At 42.5% G+C, this 17,071-nt stretch carries 13 protein-coding genes; 6 read left to right on the forward strand and 7 right to left on the reverse strand.

The genetic code is table 11. From position 1 onward, the window contains the following. Window positions 1–77: 77 nt before the first annotated feature. From licT to NST57_RS01415, 4 genes are all read left to right on the forward strand, one after another. Window positions 78–914, forward strand: a complete 837-nt coding sequence (licT, locus tag NST57_RS01400) for a BglG family transcription antiterminator LicT (RefSeq protein WP_008343858.1) — start codon at window positions 78–80, stop codon at window positions 912–914. A 236-nt stretch (window positions 915–1,150) separates the two neighbouring features. Then, the gene (locus NST57_RS01405) at window positions 1,151–3,013 is read left to right on the forward strand and encodes a beta-glucoside-specific PTS transporter subunit IIABC (RefSeq protein WP_341297874.1); all 1,863 of its coding nucleotides are present in this window, start codon (window positions 1,151–1,153) and stop codon (window positions 3,011–3,013) included. Window positions 3,014–3,031: 18 nt separating this feature from the next. Continuing rightward, entirely contained in the window at window positions 3,032–4,453 is a 1,422-nt protein-coding gene (locus tag NST57_RS01410) for a glycoside hydrolase family 1 protein (protein ID WP_008343856.1), read from the forward strand. 182 nt (window positions 4,454–4,635) lie between these two features. Continuing rightward, window positions 4,636–5,373: a hypothetical protein gene (locus NST57_RS01415; RefSeq protein WP_035703028.1), complete on the forward strand. Its 738-nt coding sequence runs from the start codon at window positions 4,636–4,638 to the stop codon at window positions 5,371–5,373. Window positions 5,374–5,380: 7 nt separating this feature from the next. Here the strand turns inward: NST57_RS01415 and NST57_RS01420 are convergent, their stop codons facing one another. After that, on the reverse strand, window positions 5,381–5,698 hold the full coding sequence (locus NST57_RS01420; protein WP_035390595.1) for a hypothetical protein: 318 nt from the start codon (window positions 5,696–5,698) through the stop codon (window positions 5,381–5,383). 399 nt (window positions 5,699–6,097) lie between these two features. Between NST57_RS01420 and arr the strand changes: the two genes are divergently transcribed. After that, window positions 6,098–6,514 carry an NAD(+)--rifampin ADP-ribosyltransferase gene (gene arr / locus NST57_RS01425; protein WP_341297875.1) on the forward strand — a complete coding sequence of 139 codons (417 nt, stop codon included), beginning with the start codon at window positions 6,098–6,100 and terminating at the stop codon, window positions 6,512–6,514. Window positions 6,515–6,575: 61 nt separating this feature from the next. On the opposite strand, the gene NST57_RS01430 is transcribed toward arr, so the two are convergent. Genes NST57_RS01430 through NST57_RS01455 form a run of 6 tightly spaced genes read right to left on the reverse strand, consistent with a single transcriptional unit; the run spans window position 6,576 to window position 14,065 of the window. Then, window positions 6,576–8,495, reverse strand: coding sequence for a BglG family transcription antiterminator (locus tag NST57_RS01430; protein ID WP_341297876.1), 1,920 nt, complete (start codon window positions 8,493–8,495; stop codon window positions 6,576–6,578). Continuing rightward, the gene (locus tag NST57_RS01435) at window positions 8,492–9,376 is read right to left on the reverse strand and encodes an ROK family protein (RefSeq protein ID WP_341297877.1); all 885 of its coding nucleotides are present in this window, start codon (window positions 9,374–9,376) and stop codon (window positions 8,492–8,494) included. Before NST57_RS01435 ends, NST57_RS01430 begins: the two co-directional genes overlap by 4 nt. Window positions 9,377–9,433: 57 nt before the next feature. Next, window positions 9,434–12,097 carry a mannosylglycerate hydrolase gene (gene mngB / locus NST57_RS01440; RefSeq protein WP_341297878.1) on the reverse strand — a complete coding sequence of 888 codons (2,664 nt, stop codon included), beginning with the start codon at window positions 12,095–12,097 and terminating at the stop codon, window positions 9,434–9,436. Between the two features lie 28 nt (window positions 12,098–12,125). Then, entirely contained in the window at window positions 12,126–13,244 is a 1,119-nt protein-coding gene (locus tag NST57_RS01445; RefSeq protein ID WP_017358746.1) for a PTS fructose transporter subunit IIC, read from the reverse strand. Between the two features lie 36 nt (window positions 13,245–13,280). Further along, complete coding sequence (locus NST57_RS01450) at window positions 13,281–13,610, reverse strand: PTS fructose transporter subunit IIB (RefSeq protein WP_007498438.1); 330 nt, start codon at window positions 13,608–13,610, stop codon at window positions 13,281–13,283. Beyond that, complete coding sequence (locus tag NST57_RS01455; protein ID WP_142153751.1) at window positions 13,607–14,065, reverse strand: fructose PTS transporter subunit IIA; 459 nt, start codon at window positions 14,063–14,065, stop codon at window positions 13,607–13,609. The genes NST57_RS01450 and NST57_RS01455 overlap by 4 nt, the downstream gene beginning before the upstream one ends. A gap of 242 nt (window positions 14,066–14,307) precedes the next feature. Between NST57_RS01455 and NST57_RS01460 the strand changes: the two genes are divergently transcribed. Beyond that, window positions 14,308–16,980, forward strand: coding sequence for a S8 family peptidase (locus tag NST57_RS01460; protein WP_341297879.1), 2,673 nt, complete (start codon window positions 14,308–14,310; stop codon window positions 16,978–16,980). Window positions 16,981–17,071: the final 91 nt, after the last annotated feature.

Here is a 17,071-nt window from a genome sequence, read left to right on the forward strand (position 1 = left end):
AAGTGATTTGACAGTTGTGTTAAGATGAGAGCATATTTTGAGTGTAGATGGCTGGTTATAGACGGAGGTGTTTGGAGATGCAGATTCAAAAGGTTCTAAACAATAATGTCATTAGTGTGATAGATGAACAAGGAAAAGAAATCGTCGTCATGGGCAGAGGCATCGCTTTTCAAAGACGTCCCGGCGACCCGGTGGACGAGGCGTTAATTGATAAAGTGTTCCGCCTAGAGGATCATTCCGTACATGAACGGATGAAAATGCTGCTTCAAGAGGTTCCGTATGATGTCGTCAAGGTGACCGAGGAAATGATCCAATACGCACATACAAAGCTGAACCGAAGATTAAACGAAAGTTTGCATGTATCGCTGGCAGACCATATTCATTACGCCATCGAAAGATTAAAGAAAAACCACTTGATTGAGAATTCGCTGATTTGGGAGATTAAACGTTTATACAAAGATGAATTTCTCGTGGCGAAGGAATGCCTTGAGATGATTGAAGATCGTCTTCATATTGAACTGCCTGAAGATGAAGCGGGCTTTATTGCCATGCATATTATTAATGCAGAGCTCAATGAAGACATGAATACAACGGTCAATATCACAAAAGAAGTGAATGCCATACTGACCATTGTGAAATATCATCTGAACATGGAATTTGATGAAGACTCGCTCAACTTTTATCGTTTTCTCACACATTTACGCTTTTTCGTACAGCGTCTCATCAACGAAACGTTACTCGTCAGTGAAGACCAAGATTTATATCAGCTGATTAAAGTGAAATATCCAAAGGCGTATGAATGCGCAAAGAAAATCGCGGAATATGTGTATCAAACGTATCATCGCGACCTGACATCAGAGGAAATGCTCTATCTATCGATTCATTTGAATCGACTCATCAAACGAGAAAAATAAAGATAGAATTTTAAAAGAAAGCGTTGACATCATTAAATGTGAGTGGTACTATTTGCTCATAAACATAAAAGAATACGGTTTCACAATGATCGTCTTAGAGGATTGTGACTGTTCGGCAGGCAAAACCTAAACGTTCACTGAAAAAGCGCAATAGCAAGTTGCGACTATTTTTGGTGCCCGTTTAGGTTTTTATTTTGCCTAAAAACGTATTTTTTTGAAAAAAAGGGGGTTTTTGTATGAGTCATCGTCAATTAGCAGAAGACATTATCAAACATATCGGTACAGAGAAAAACGTTCATTCATTGGTCCATTGTGCGACAAGACTTCGATTTACATTAAATGATAGGTCGAAAGTAGATAAAGCAGCCATTGAAAAATTAAATGGTGTGGTGACTGTCATGGAAAGCGGCGGCCAGTTTCAGGTGGTCATTGGCAACACCGTACCAGAGGTATATCGAGAAATTGGGGAGTTTACGAATCTATTAGAGGATTCCACTTCTTCATCTGCTGCTAGATCAAGTGAAGAAAGTACAAGTCTTTTCGGAAAATTCGTCGACATTGTTTCTGGTATTTTCACACCTCTTCTAGGTGTCATGGCGGGTGCCGGTATTTTAAAAGGACTTCTAGGCATCTGTATCAATGCAAAATGGTTATCTCCTGAAGATACGTCGTATCAAATTTTATTTGCCGCATCAGACAGCTTGTTCTACTTCCTGCCGCTGCTGCTCGCATTCACTTCTGCTAGGAAGTTTAAAGCGAATCCATTTGTCGCTGTGACGATTGCAGGTGCACTGATCTACCCGACTATTCAAGAGCTCACAAAAGGCGGCGGAGATGTGTCGTTCTTCGGCATTCCGGTTGTCTTAATGTCTTATACATCAACGGTTATCCCGATTATTTTGGCAGTGTTTGTGATGGGATATATCGAACGTTTCTTTAACAAAGTCATTCATGAAAGTGTGAAAAACTTTATTACACCACTGATTTTACTGGTCACGGTCGTTCCACTGACACTGATCGTATTTGGACCATTTGGTGTGTATGCAGGGAACGGAATTGCAGCCGTCCTGCTGAAAGTATTCTCCTTTAGCCCTACACTTGCCGGTGCTTTAATTGCGATGGCATGGCAGGTTCTTGTCATCTTCGGTATCCATTGGGGGCTTGTGCCAGTCATTTTAAATAATATTGCGGTTCATGGAAAAGATCATATTAAGCCGGCTACTGCGCCAGCTGTATTTTCACAAGCCGGTGCTTCAATCGGTGTTATGCTGAAAACAAAGAACAAAAAGCTGAAATCATTAGCTGGATCGACAGCGGTTTCTGCTGTATTTGGAATTACAGAACCTGCTGTATACGGCGTCACACTTCGTTTGAAAAAACCATTTATTGCAGCAGTTATCTCTGCCGGTGTCGGTGGTGCCATTATCGGTTATTCACAAAGTATTGCGATTGCGTCAGGTCTTCCGAGTTTACTGACACTTCCGATTTTCTATGGTCAAGGATTTACAGGGTTCTTAATCGGAATTTCCGTTTCATTTGTTCTTTCAATCGTCTTAACCTATTTGATTGGGTTCAAAGATCCTATAGATGAAGAAGATGCTCCTGCAGCTAGTTCTGCACCAGCATCTAAAAATGAACATGGTGTCAAAGCAGCTCATGTGAAAAGTCCTTTATCTGGCGAAGTCATCAAGCTAGAAGAGGTGCAAGATAAAGCCTTCTCATCTGGCGCATTAGGTAAGGGCGCAGCCATTATTCCATCAGAAGGCAAGCTGTTTGCACCAGTAACTGGAGTCGTGACAACGGTATTCCCAACAGGACATGCATACGGTCTCACCTCTGAAAGCGGAGCAGAAGTACTCATTCATATTGGACTGGATACTGTACAGCTTGGGGGTCGTCATTTTACGCCGAAGGTTGAGCAGGGCCAAACGATTACAGAAGGTGAACTGCTTGCGGAGTTTGATATTGAGGCCATTCAAGCAGCAGGACTGTCTGTCACAACACCAGTGATTATTACCAATTCCGGTGAATTTAGCGATATCATTGAGACAGAAGAAAAACAAGTGACACCAGGACAATCATTTTTACACTTAGTTTAAGAAAGGGAGGACATAATCATGAGATATTCAACACTAGCACCATTTCCAAAAGACTTTTTCTGGGGCGGATCGACTTCCGCCTATCAAGTAGAAGGTGCGTGGAACGAGGATGGCAAGGGACCTTCAGTCATTGATATGAGAGAAAGCTATCCTGAAGGAACAACTGATTTTAAGGTAGCCAGCGATCACTATCATCGATATAAAGAGGACGTGAAGATGTTTGCAGAAATGGGCTTGAAGGCTTATCGTTTCTCCATTGCATGGACACGCATCATTCCAGATGGAGATGGGGAGATCAATCAAAAGGGAATTGACTTCTACCATTCTCTCATTGATGAATTGCGACGCTATGACATTGAACCAATTGTGACGATGTATCACTTTGATTTACCTCATGCGCTTCAAGTGAAAGGCGGCTGGTCAAATCGTTCAACAGTCGATGCGTTTGAACGTTATGCGGAGGTTTTGTTCCAGGAGTATGGTGAGAAGGTAAAATATTGGCTGACCATTAATGAACAAAACATGATGATCTTACATGGATCAGCTCTAGGTACACTGGATCCAAATTTAGAAAATCCGAAAAAAGAACTATATCAGCAGAACCACCATATGCTTGTGGCACAGGCGAAAGCCATGACGCTTTGTCATCGTTTGCTGCCTGAGGCGAAAATCGGACCAGCGCCAAACATCGCCCTTATTTACCCGGCATCTCCAAAACCTGAGGATGTCATTGCTGCGGCTAATTACAATGCGATCCGCAACTGGCTGTATCTTGATATGGCGGTATTCGGTCGTTATAACAACCTTGCATGGGCATACATGAAGGAAAAAGACATTCTTCCTGTGATTGAAGAGGGAGATATGGATATTTTGAAAAGTGCAAAACCAGACTTCATTGCCTTTAACTACTACACATCTCAAACGGTTGAAGCGAGTAAAGGAGATGGCAACGATGAATTTGCCCGCGGCGGAGATCAGCATTTAAAATCCGGCGAAGATGGCGTCTACAAAGGCGGCAACAACCCGTTCTTAAGTAAAAATGCATTTGGCTGGGAAATTGACCCTACCGGTTTCCGATCAACGATGCGTGAGATTTACGACCGCTATCAGCTACCTCTTATTATTACGGAAAACGGGCTAGGCGCTTTTGACAAGTTAGAAGCGGATGGATCGATTCAGGATGATTATCGAATTGATTATTTAGAAAAACATATTGAACAAATCAAATGGGCGATCACTGACGGTGTAGAGGTATTCGGGTACTGCCCATGGTCAGCCATCGACTTAATCAGTACACACCAAGGCTGCTCAAAACGTTACGGTTTTATCTACGTCAACCGTGATGAATTTGACCTAAAAGACCTCAAAAGAATTCGGAAAAAGAGCTCTTATTGGTATGAAACATTGATCGAGCAAAATGGAGAGAACATCGGAAAGTAACAGAAAAAAGCCAGTCACCTTATTAGCGGGTGACTGGCTTCTTTGTTCGTTCACTTTATCGGCTTGTGTCATTTGTCTACCATAGAAGTTTCCTTAAATCTATCTTAAATCCATTGATACACTCATTTTGATTTGATAACCTTGATTTTGGAATTTAATACAAAAGGAGGAATATAATCAAAATGTTCAAAAAAACACTTTTAACCCTAATTACCCTAGCTCTTGTCATATCAATATGGACTCCATTTTCATCAGAAGCATCAGCAGAAACACACTCTATCAATTCACAAGAGTTAAAAGCATTAGTAACACCGACGGTTCTACAAAATGAACAAGCTAACAAAGAATTAGACGAACTTGAAAAGAAAATGGGGGAATACATAGAAAACCTTCCATTTACAGAAAAAGAATTTGAAAACATGACAGAGTCAGAACAAAATAAAGTGATCGATCAATATTTCAACAATGAAGAATTTTTAGCTTTAGAAAACCGAATGAAACAACTTGACTCCAAAAGTAATCAGAGTGAAATAACAACACAAGCACTACCAGTATTCTTCATACCTATCGCAATGACCGTAGGAAGAGTTGCTTTAATGGCTATCAGATCAAAAGGCGCAAGAACTGCACTTAAATATCTAAAAAATCGGATAAAAGGATTTGGTAAAAATTACAAAATTAAATGGGATGTAAGAAATGATAAAGGACAACTTAGAAGTTTAGTTGTCGTCCTACACAAAGGAAAGAAAAGAACAACAAGAGTATTTGCTGTAGACAATGGAAAAATCCCTTTAATACCAAAAACCTCAACTTGGTATTGGCATTTTCATGTAGCTCCAAAAGATAAAATACACCATGCTCTCAGAGCATCAGTACCAAAGAAATACAAAGCAAGTCCAGGAGAAACAATATTACACTAAAAAACCCCTAATTTTTAGGGGTTTTTTTCTCTTCATGACTTGTAACTATATCAACTGGATGTATCAAGTTTTCATCATCATTATCCTCATCAGTGTAAGGCATAATAAGTGAATCCAATTCTTCTTTATCATCAACTAAAGCAACGTAAGTTGTATAATCCTCTAAATCTGATGGAAACAATTCAGCTTGACCAACATTACTTTTTAATGCTTGGTCAATAGCACTCTTTAATTCTATTAAACCCTCACGATTACCAATAATATAAGAATCCATATGCCAACTTTTTTGAGCATATATATGACAAATCTTATCTCTATCTTTCATTATCTCATTACACCCTTCCTGAAGAATTTAATTGATTATGTGCCAACACGCCAACCAGATAAAACATCAAAACGTCTCTTTGGCTACTTTATCCTCATCTTCTTCAATCCTGATCAGATATCCTTCAATACGCTATTTCCAAAACTGCCACCAAAATTTCTTCCTTCCTTTTCCTCCTGCTCCGTTGCTGCAATTAATTTTTTAGTTTCTTTATCTCTTTCAAGAAGACTGCTTTGTATGTATTCTTGCTGTTATTTTAACTTGCTGGATTTTACAAATCAAACCTTACTCTCTACTATCATTATACCCCGAATTTAATCTCATTTATAGACTGTTTTCCGCCCGCATCAGGCCGTATACTGTTATACGCAAGTCAAAAACGATAAGGGATGTGGCTGTATGAATGACAAGAAAGATGTTTTAGATCCTGGGCCGTTTTTTCATGGGACGAAAGCAGAATTGAAGATTGGGGACCTGCTTGAACCGTTGCATTTATCCAATTATCAGGATAAACAATCGAACCACATCTATTTCACCGGAACATTAAACGCAGCCAAATGGGGAGCTGAATTAGCTCGGTCTAATTCCAAAGAGAGAATTTATGTTGTAGAACCGACAGGCGAGTTTGAAGATGATCCGAATTTGACGGATCAAAGGTTTCCGGGGAACCCGACCCGTTCTTACCGGTCGACATCTCCTTTGAAAATAGTCGCAGAATTAGGTGCGTGGGAAAGACATTCCGATGAAGAAATCAATCATATGCTGACGTCGTTGAAAAAGTTAAGGGAAGAAGGAAAAAATGTCATATACGATTGAATCGTATGTGAGGAATAGATGGATAAAAGGCCGCCCGATTTCACTTGGGCGGCCTTATGTGCTATTGAAACAGGACATGCATCAGCTCATCAAATGTCCTTGCATGTTTTAAGGAGTGAAGGCGGTCAGGACTGTCTAATAAATCGACAGCTTGTTCAAAAAATTGATTCATGCAAGCAGCGTCATCTTTCTGAATGGCTAACAAGAAAATAAGAGATACTTGATCGCCCTGCCAATCAATCGGCTGTTTCAATCGTGCAATTGCCACGCAGGAGGTACCTTCATTTGTGAAGAGCGGGTGAGGCATCGCAATCCCCTTGCCAAGATAGGTCGATGACATTTGCTCCCGCTCCAGCACGGAGGAACGAAAAGAAGATGAAACAAGCTGATGCGCCTCCAGCCGGCTGCAAAGCGTATCTAATACCTCTTCTTTGCTTGAAAGGTTCACATCCAACAAGGTCACTCGTTCTTGGAAAAAAGCCATCAGCTCCTGAGAAGGGGCACCGTGTCCGTTTAATTGATGAATCACCTCACTTACACGCTGGACATCATGATGTTCAAAAAAAGCGTTCACTTGAATAATCGGTTTTCCCTTTGGTGCGAGAGGAACGGTTGTAATAATCACATCACACGGCAAAGTGGTGCTAAAAGCGTAATCTTGATAAGAATAAAGCTCAACAATCTCAAGCTCATGTTGAAAGGCCGCCTTCAATTTAATTTCAAGCAGCCGTGCCGTTCCTAGTCCAGACCCGCATACAATAATGGCCCTCTTTTTTTGTGAGGTGTCAAGATGACTTCTTTCAAACGAAGCAGCAATATGTAAGGCAACATATGCCGCCTCATCTTCATTTGGCGTCCGCACAAGCTGTAAGGCATTAAGTCCGCTGACGGCCAAATCAAACGGATAAGGATAAGATGTTTTGATCTCATGCAAAAGCGGATTTTGTAAAGACACGCCGTATTGAATTCGATTTAATAATGGCTTCATATGCAGCATCAAATCTTGACGCAGGATATCGTCATCTACAAAACGATGACCGCTTGTTTTTTCAATGTGCTGGAGAAATTGTGTCACCGCCTGACGTACTTCTTCTGTCGTTTGGTGCTCATCGATTTCTTTCCACGTTTGATTCGCTAAGAGATGCATCACCAAGTAATCTGTTTCATCCTCTGATAAGGTGACGTGAAACGTGTCGCTTATTTGGTGAGTGATCTTTTGAGCGATTCTTGTTAACACTGGCGGTCTTTGTGTGTGTGTGGTACTGGCGGGTACCCGCTGTTTTTTTTGTGTTTGCTGAATGGCAATCGCTAAGTGAATCACTAAATTCTTTAGGGCAATATCTTTTATGAGCAGTGATTCTTGATATAGATTTGTCAGCACAATGGATCGAATGGTCTCAAGTGAAATGTCAGGGAAATGAAGCTGTTCCCGCTCAGTTATATGAGAGAGGGCGGGTTCTTCTTCAAGCAGTAAGTCTGCATAGCACGTCCTTTTTTGCAATTCGTCTCCGTCTACTTTTAAGCCAAATCCAGGCTTTGAGACAAGGGTCATACCGTAACGGGCTAACAGCTCCCGTCCCTTTTTTAAATCACTGCTGACCGTCATACGGCTGATGAACAATTCTTCTGCTAATTGATCAATTTTTAAGTAGCCTGATTGAAGCAATAGTTTTCTCATCATAAATCGTATGCGCTCTTCTGGCATGACGGGTATGAGAGAGCGGGCAGGAAGCTTTTGCTGATGAAGCCAAAGCAGGAAAGCGTCTTGGTCACTTGTTAAGAGCGTATACCCTTTCCCGCGGATGGTCTTGATCATGGCTCCAGCTTGGGTTAACAGCTCGTTTGCTTCTTTGATTAAATTGCGGATGGAGCGGTCAGATAAGCGAAAAGAGGCAGTGAGCTCCTCCAGCTTCACGAACCCTTTCGTTTCAAATAGCCGCTGAATGAGCTGGTAGGTTCGAGTATCTGCCGTCATCATCATTGCGCCGCTCCTTGTTCCTTTAAGGCATCAGCTCCAAGGGCGATGGCTCCCATTAAACCAGATAATCCGTCAAAGGAAGGCTTTGTGACGATTTCATTTAATGGCTTTGGTAATTGTAAGTAACCATGAAGACGCTTGTCTGTTTCTTCAAGGATGAGCGGCAGCAAGGCCGGCTGTTTCATGACACCTCCACCAAATATAATGCGTTCTGGTGAAAGGGTGAGTAATAAATTTGCGGTCATTTGCCCGAGATAATAAGCTTGAAGTGACCAGGCTGGATGCTCCTCTGGCAGCATTTGTGCCAATGTATGATAGCGGCCTTCTATGGCAGGTCCAGATGCTAGTCCCTCTAAACAATCATGGTGGATCGGGCAGCAGCCCCCATAGGTGTCATGAGGGTGGCGCTGAACGGTGATATGTCCCATTTCTGGATGAAGCAGTCCGTGAATGAGGCGGTTTTCAATATAGGCACCGCCGCCGATTCCCGTCCCAACCGTGATATAGATCAAGGAATTTGGTCTGTCTGTTTCCGTTGAAAAACGAGCTTCACCGAGCGCCGCACAGTTCACATCCGTATCAAGCTTCATAGGGAGACCGAGTGCTTGTTTTAAGGTTGAGAGTAATGGAAATTGGCGCCAAGCTGTTTTGGGTGTTTCGAGAATCGTTCCATAGCTGGGGCTGTGTTCTTTTACATCGACAGGTCCGAATGCGCCTATGCCAATCGCATCGACTGGATGCTCTGTAAAGTATTCGATCACTTGCCGGCATGTTTCTTCTGGGTTCCCTGTTGCAAAGGAAGTCATATGTTCAATCGTTCCGTCTATTGTTCCGTAGCCGCAGATAAATTTTGTACCGCCTGCTTCGATGCCTCCAATTCGCATGATCAATGCCCTCCATTAAAGAGGGGCGGAATCCAAATGGATCCCGCCCCTACATGTTCATTTTTTCTTTACAATGTAGGTTTGTACCTGACAAGGTGTGAGCGGTTCAATGTGTAATGATCCATGTTGTGCTTTCAGTATATGTCCTTCAGGTGTTTCGCCTAAATTCGCTGTTTCTCCATGTTGTAGAGATGAACTATTGATTGAAGCGGCTGTTTGACGTGTTAAATATGGATTGAAGAGACGAATGACAATGCCTGTTCCATGCTCTTCCTTTTTCAAAGCGCTTAGAACGGCCCCGTCTGTTTCAATGTCAAGCAGGCTATAAGTAGATTGTAAGTCTTCTTTTTCATCTCGGAAAGAGAAAATTAAACGACCGTTTAAAAAATCTGCCCGTTCGTAGCACTGAACCGGGGTGGTGTAACGTTTAGCAAGCTGAGCCAAGTGTCCTTCACTTACCGCTTCTTGGCTATAGTACATGCCAAATGAGAACGACAGCGCCCCTTGAAGCTGGGCGTCAGGTGTTTCCACGATTTTTTCTCCAGAAGCCCGGCCGGGACGGTAAAGAAGGTTTTCTTTCCCCATTTTTCCGAAACAGCGGAAGAGTGTGTAAGCAATGGTTGTGTAGCCCGCGCCTGTGATTTGGTATTCTCTGACGCAGTCCGTCAAAAGAGAGACACCATATGCTTCATCGCGAAGTGCAACAAATGATTGCATTGGTTCAATGGTAATCGGTTTTTCTTCCCAATGTTCATTGTTCCACCATTCTAGCTCTTGCGTCAGCTCCGTTGGGCGTTCGATGGTGCCAAACTGTTGATCGCTGAGTGATACGTTTGATGCAATACCTGTATCAAAGAGTACCCGTAGACGGTGGTCTAGCGCATGGTTGTCAACATTTACATGAAAACGGATGACCGCTTCATCTTTATTTAAAGCCACCTTCGCTGTGATCGGGAGGGAAGTCGTCACCTTTTGCTCCGAACGTTCCTCTAAATCATATGGGACAGTCAATTGAAGCTTGATGGTGAGCTCTTCCTGTAAACTGCTTTTAGATACGGTGGTGTCTGCTGATGAGATATCTTTAGATGATACATAAAGATCCTCACGCGGTGGTGAATAGTTATAAGAATCCCCATCATCTCCGTTGTCTTCAAAGATCATTTGCTCAGAGAAAGTTCGTCCGGTCTGTTTATCCGTAATTTCTAATGACCCATTGTCATTTGCTGCAATGCGGTAAAACGTATTTTCAATCGCATGTCCTTCTGTTTGTTCCCATGTAGATTCGCTTGATTCATCGAAAACCATGCTAACTTGTGTATACCCAACGGATGGCAAGTCGACTGCTTCAATGAGTAAAACAGCTTTCCAGACTTGCTTTGGCATGTACACCTCTTTGCTTGGGTTAAGTGAAATCTGCTGTGCTAAGACATAATCTGTCACATCGGTTTTGCTTTTGACTGTGTAGTGAAGAGTTCGTCCATCAGCGTCTTTTAGCGTAAATGGACGTTCTGTGATAAAGGTTTCGATTTCAATGACTTCAGAGCGCTTTGAAGGCAGTGTATTAAATAAAGTGAACGTGATTTCTTGCTCAGTTTGCAGCCGGATGGCGATGAGACGCATGTGTAAGTCCACCAGGTTCTCGGCAATTTCTTTTGCCTGCTTGTAGCGGAAGAAAACGTCTTGATTTGTCGTGTCACTGTTACAGCCGCCAATGCTGTCATGCGCTGCATTTTCAAACATGAGGTACCAAATGTCACGTACGGTGTCATGCGGATAATCGTGTCCGAGTGAATAGCTGATTGTAAGAATTGGCTCCATCACATTGACGAGATAGTTTTCAATTTGGTTGTTTAAGATTTTCAAATCTGCTCTTGTTGAAAAAATGGACTTATGAATTCGCATATGCTTGGCATGAATGAGTTCTCCTTCTAATGTCTCAAAAGAAGTCCGCTCTTTTTTCACTGCTGCAATGTAGTCTTCTAAACTGCTGATTTGATAGTGGTGCTCGTCTATTTCATTGGCTTTTTCTAATAAGTCAGGCAGGTTTTTACGAATAGGCGCCTGGTCAAAGCCATTTGGAAAATAGACATTCTTTGTCGTGGCTTTTGCTTGCAGCGCCCCGATTTTTTCAGAAAGAAAGGCTTGCAGGTCTTCATCCTTTTCAGGAATATTTCCTCCGTAGTAGTAGCCAAATGGCAGATTCACTGCAAACACTTCACTGCCATCAGCCCCGCGCCAATTAAATTCTGTGTGATTCGTCATATGATCAGAAACGCCGCGCCAAAAGGCTGTGTCGACAATACCAAAGCCTTGATAAATTTGAGGCATTTGTGCAGATTGACCGAAGGAATCAGGGACATAACCGACCTTCATGACATGTCCGAACTGCTGACAGCGCTCAATCCCATATTGCAGGTTCCGTACAATCGATTCCCCAGAAATCACGAGCTGATCCGTTTGTGTATACCACGGACCGATGATGAGGCGTTTTGCTGTGACGAGCTGTTTAATTCGATCCTCATCCTCTGGGCGCCATTTCAAGTAATCATCTAGCAAGGATGCTTGTGCATCGAGCATGAAGTAATGGAACCGTTCATCTGTTTCGAGGGTGTCCAATATGTCCATTACGCTTTTCATTAAGTAGATACGGGAGCGGGAGGTGGTAAAATACCATTCCCGGTCCCAGTGAGTATGTGGAATCACATGTACATTGACAGTCATTGTGTAACGACACCTTTCTTTGTTCAAATTATCCTTCTAGCACAAGGTCAAAATCATCTTCTTCTTTCTGCTTCTGATCATGTTCTGGCTTTTGGGGTTCTTTTTTCTCAGAGAAGTTCACAAGCAGGTTGGCGCCAATTCCAATAACAAGTGCGCCAGTTAGCGCGCCAATTAAATACGCCCACCAGTTTCCTACTGAGAAGAATCCGTATAGTCCGCCAATTGGCGGCATGATGTCATGGACACCTAATAAGGCAGCGACCCCGCTTCCAGCAGCACAAGCGACGACATTCAGCGGAATCAATTTCAAAGGATTGACGAGTGTAAAAGGAATGGCTCCTTCTGTAATCCCGATAATCCCCATCACAAGACCGCCTCGTCCGGCTTCTCTGAAGGTAGGAGAGAAGTTGCGTTTTCGAATCAATGTCGCAAGCCCGTATCCAAGCGGAGGAATGACAATCGCGATATTGACGAGAATGGCAGGAAGATAGACACCTGATAGGAAGAGCGCGTTACCAGCCATCCAAGCTGATTTATTCACTGGGCCGCCAAGATCAAAGCCAATCATTGCGCCTAGAATGAGAGCAAGTGCGAGTGTACTTGTTCCATCTGCGACCATGCCTTTGATCCATTCAATTAATGCGGTGTTCAAGGCCCCTAATGGACCGCCTAGCAGAACGGACATGAGAAGTCCGGTTAAGCCAACAGTAATGAGCGGTAAGATGAGCAGAGGGACGAGTCCAGCTGCGGAGCCTTGAATTTGAATTTTTCTTTTCACAAAGAGAGCGACATATCCGGCAAAGAAACCTGCAATGACGGCGCCGATAAAACCAGCATTTGTTGAGCTGGCAAGAGCTCCACCGATAAAGCCGGCCGCAAGCCCTGATTTATCCGCAATCGAATAGGCAATAAAGCCAGCGAGCAGTACGTTCATTAAGCCAATGCCTGTCCAGCCAACCTGTTCCATCAAATAGGCACCATGTAAAATGCCGCCTGCATCTTTATAGGCGTTTAAATCTGATACACCAAAACCTAATCCGACTAGTTTGGCTAAACCAACGATAAGTGAAGCTCCGATGATCACCGGAAGAATATAAGAAATACCGGTCATGAGGTGGCCTTCAATGACTTTTAATTTTGCTTTCATTCTGCTTTGCTCCTTTCTATATGGCATTGCTCCTGTTTATTGGGATTCAGATTTTTTCTTTTCAACCAGCGCAACGGCTTTTGTGATGATTTGCTCGGCATTTTTTAAGGCGCGTCCGATTTCGACACGTACAGTAGGAATACCTGAGAAGCGTTCAGCGTCGTTAATGTGCTGATTGGAGGCAATGATGCAAAGGTCTGCCTGCTTGGCTTCCTCTGCTGTAATGCCATTCACCTGTCCCATAATTCCTTGTTGTTCGATTTTAATCTCGTGTCCAAGCTGTTTACCCGCATTCTCTAATGCTTTTGCTGCCATTGGTGTATGAGCTAACCCTGCTGGGCATGAAGTGACACCGACAATTTTCATTGTGTAATCCCCTCTTTCAATTGTTGTTCAATGACTTCGTAATAATAGTCTGCTGTTTGACCGGGTTGAATCTTTTCGATGAAAGCAGGCTCCATTAAACTTGTGGCAATGCCAGATAGTAATTTGAGGTGTGTGACATTGGCCTCTTCTAGTGGAACGAGCAATGTAAATAAATAGCTTGTTGGCAAATCGTCGAAGCTTCCCCATTCAATGGGTTGTTCAAGTTCTAAAAAGAGAAGTGAAGCCGTTTGAACAGCAGAGCTTTTTGTATGAGGAATCGCAAAACCTTGCTGAAGTCCTGTTGAGACTTCGTCTTCGCGTTTCAACAAATCTGTTAATAACCCTGACTGATCTTCTGTAATGTGAAGGTCTTCAGCTTTCTTGGAAATGTATTGTAAAATCTCATTCTTTGATCGACCGTTGACTTGTGTAAAAACATGATCTTTTTGGAACAAGCTGATCCCTTCTCTCTTGTTTGTTAAGCGCTTACAAATTGATTGTAAAGTACTTTTCGATATGGTTAAATAGCATCATTTTCCGTTTGAAATGGCAAAAAGTTTATGAAGCGAACAGACTAGTCATCTGAATATCTCAAATCCTAGCTTAAAACGAGTTTAATTATGTCAAAAATAGATTCTACTAAAAAGGATTCTGTGATATTCTTCCAAGGTATTGTAAAAGATAAGGGGGTCTTTTCATGTTAAAAAAGCAGGTCAAATCCTGTGTGGTTGTACTCATGGCCATCATTCTATGTATGGCTGCATTACCTGGGTACGAGGCATCAGCAGTTAGTAAAGGAACAAGTGTCAATGAAGCCATTGGGTTGAAAAATGGTGAAGTCATCTCAGGTACATTACAGAATGAAAAAGAAGAGTCATGGTACCAAATTACGCCATCTGCAGATGATGTGGCAAAACATACACATATGCAAATTTCTGTCAAAAGCAAACAAGTGCTATCTGTATCGGTCTACCCAAGTAAGGATAGAGCGATAAAGGATGACACTTATTCGAGATATCGTGTGGACACAGCAAGTGGAGAGACAGAAATCAACTTCCCGCATGCATGGTCAGGTCCTTACTATGTTAAAGTGCTGTATTTAAGTTCAGAGGAAGACAGTGGTGATGAGGAAGAGGATGCAGCATATACAATCGGGTATAAAGGCGCGAATCTCCCGCCATCTGAACCGATTTTCCCTGAAGAAGAAGAAGGGCCAGGGATCATCATCATTATTGAGAAAAAGCATGGGCGTGAAATTCTTCAATCCATTCGTACGATTGAAGACAAACGATTCAATGAAACAGCCGATGGTCAGAAGCTTACACGTCTGCTACAAAAAACAAAGCCGTTTCTTAAATCTAAACTCATCAACAATCAAAAAAAGCAGCAAACGGTGTACAATTATTTGCTTACATTAAAATCATTGCTGAATGACGTAGAGAAAAATGGTGCATTCAGCGGTCATATCGTCACAGAGAAAGAGCAACAGGCGATCCGTTCCCTTTTTGATATGCTCAAAGAGGCAAGTCCAGCCTATTTAAAAAAGGAATTAGAAGCAGTGGGGCAAAAAGTAGGAATCGATCAGCTTGAAGGAAAATCGATCGGTTATGTATTAGAGAAACAAAAGCTTGTTTCAGAAGAAAAGGTCAACACAAACAAGATCATCTTTAAATTAAAGGATGGACAAACGCTTCAATCCGCAAAAAAGAAGATGAAAAGCTACGGAATTCAAGAAAACCGTGTGACATCTCAGTCAGTAAATCCTTTATTTAAAGGAATGTATGTTTACGATGTACCGGCAGGGAAAGAATCGGCTGGCAAAACGCTTAAAGCAGGCAAAGCTGTGATCAAAAGCACGGCGAGAAAGCTTTCTAGTATGCCGAATGTTGAATTTGCAGAGCCTGTACAAACGTATCGTGCGCTCAGTAATGACGCGCAGTATGGTTACCAGTGGCCGCTGAAAAACAGTGCGCAGAACAGTGGGAAAAAAGGCGCTGATGTGAAGTTTGAACAAATGAATACATTGATTGGCACAAGCAAAATGAAGCAAACGTTAATCGCTGTTGTGGATACAGGTGTCGACAGCCGTTTGTCCGATTTAAGCGGAACGGTTCGCACAGACTTAGGTGCCAATCTCATCGGCCGAAATAAAGATGCAATTGATGACAATGGCCACGGCACCCATGTGGCAGGTATCATTGCAGCAAAAGCCGATAATCATTACTCCATGGCAGGGCTGAATCAACATACAGGAATCATCCCAGTCAAAGTGCTGGATGCGTATGGAAATGGAGATACAGAGCATATTGCTCTTGGCATTAAACATGCAGTGGACAAAGGTGCAAAGGTCATCAACATGAGCCTTGGCGGCTACTACAGCAAGGTCATTGAATATGCGATGAACTATGCTGCACAAAAAAATGTATTAGTGGTAGTGGCGAGCGGAAACGATGGCATTCCAGAAATGGGTTATCCTGCGACTTCCAAGTACGCCATGGCAGTTGGTGCAAGCAATCGCATGGATATTGCCGCTGAATTCTCAAGCTATGGGAAAGGATTAAGCATGTCTGCACCAGGGTCCGATATCCCAAGCTTAATGCCTGATGGGAATGTTTCATACTTGAGCGGGACATCAATGGCTACACCGTATGTTGCAGCAGCAGCAGGATTACTGCTTTCTAAAAATCCAACCCTGAAACCAAATCAAGTGAGAAATATTTTACAAAATACAGCGGATGATATTTCATTTAAAGCTGTTGATGGAACAGATGACATTTTCTATGATGAAAATGACGAGCCTGTTGTTGATCCGAAGATTCCGGGTATCGATTGGATGACTGGACATGGCAGACTCAATGCTTTTGCCGCGTTAAGTGCTGTTGAGTTAAACGCATCAGTCAACAAAGTAGAAGATCAGCATCAAAAGGTGACAGGAAAGGCGAAAGCAGGCGCTGCCATTTCTGTATATAGAGGCAAAACCCTGCTTGGAAAAGGCACGGCAAGCAAAAAGGGAACCTTTAGTGTGAAGATCAAGCATCAAAACAAAAATAAAGTGCTTCACATTAAAATGTCAAAAGGAAAGGCTGCGACTTCGCTCAAAACGGTCGTGAAAAAGGGCAAAGCGCCAGCTAAGCCAAAGGTGAATCGAGTAACAGTGAAAAGTAAAACGGTCAAAGGAACTGCGGGTGCAGGCTTGACGATCAAGGTGAAGAACAAGTCAAAGAAAGTCATTCAAACGGTCAAGACCAATAGCAAAGGCGCATTTACGGCTAAAATCAAGCCGCAAAAAGCCAAAACCGTCTTGTATGTGACGGCTTCAGATGTGAGAAAAAGAGAAAGTAAAGCAGTGAAAGTTGTTGTGAAAAAATAGTCTTGCAGCTTCCCTTTTGAATAAAAAGGGAAGTTTTTGTTTTTTACTGGAAAAATGACAATAACTGTCGATAGTAATATAGTAGGAAAAA

The sequence above is a fragment of the Bacillus sp. FSL M8-0077 genome (assembly GCF_038050255.1).
Taxonomy (GTDB): Bacteria; Bacillota; Bacilli; order Bacillales; family Bacillaceae; genus Bacillus; species Bacillus altitudinis.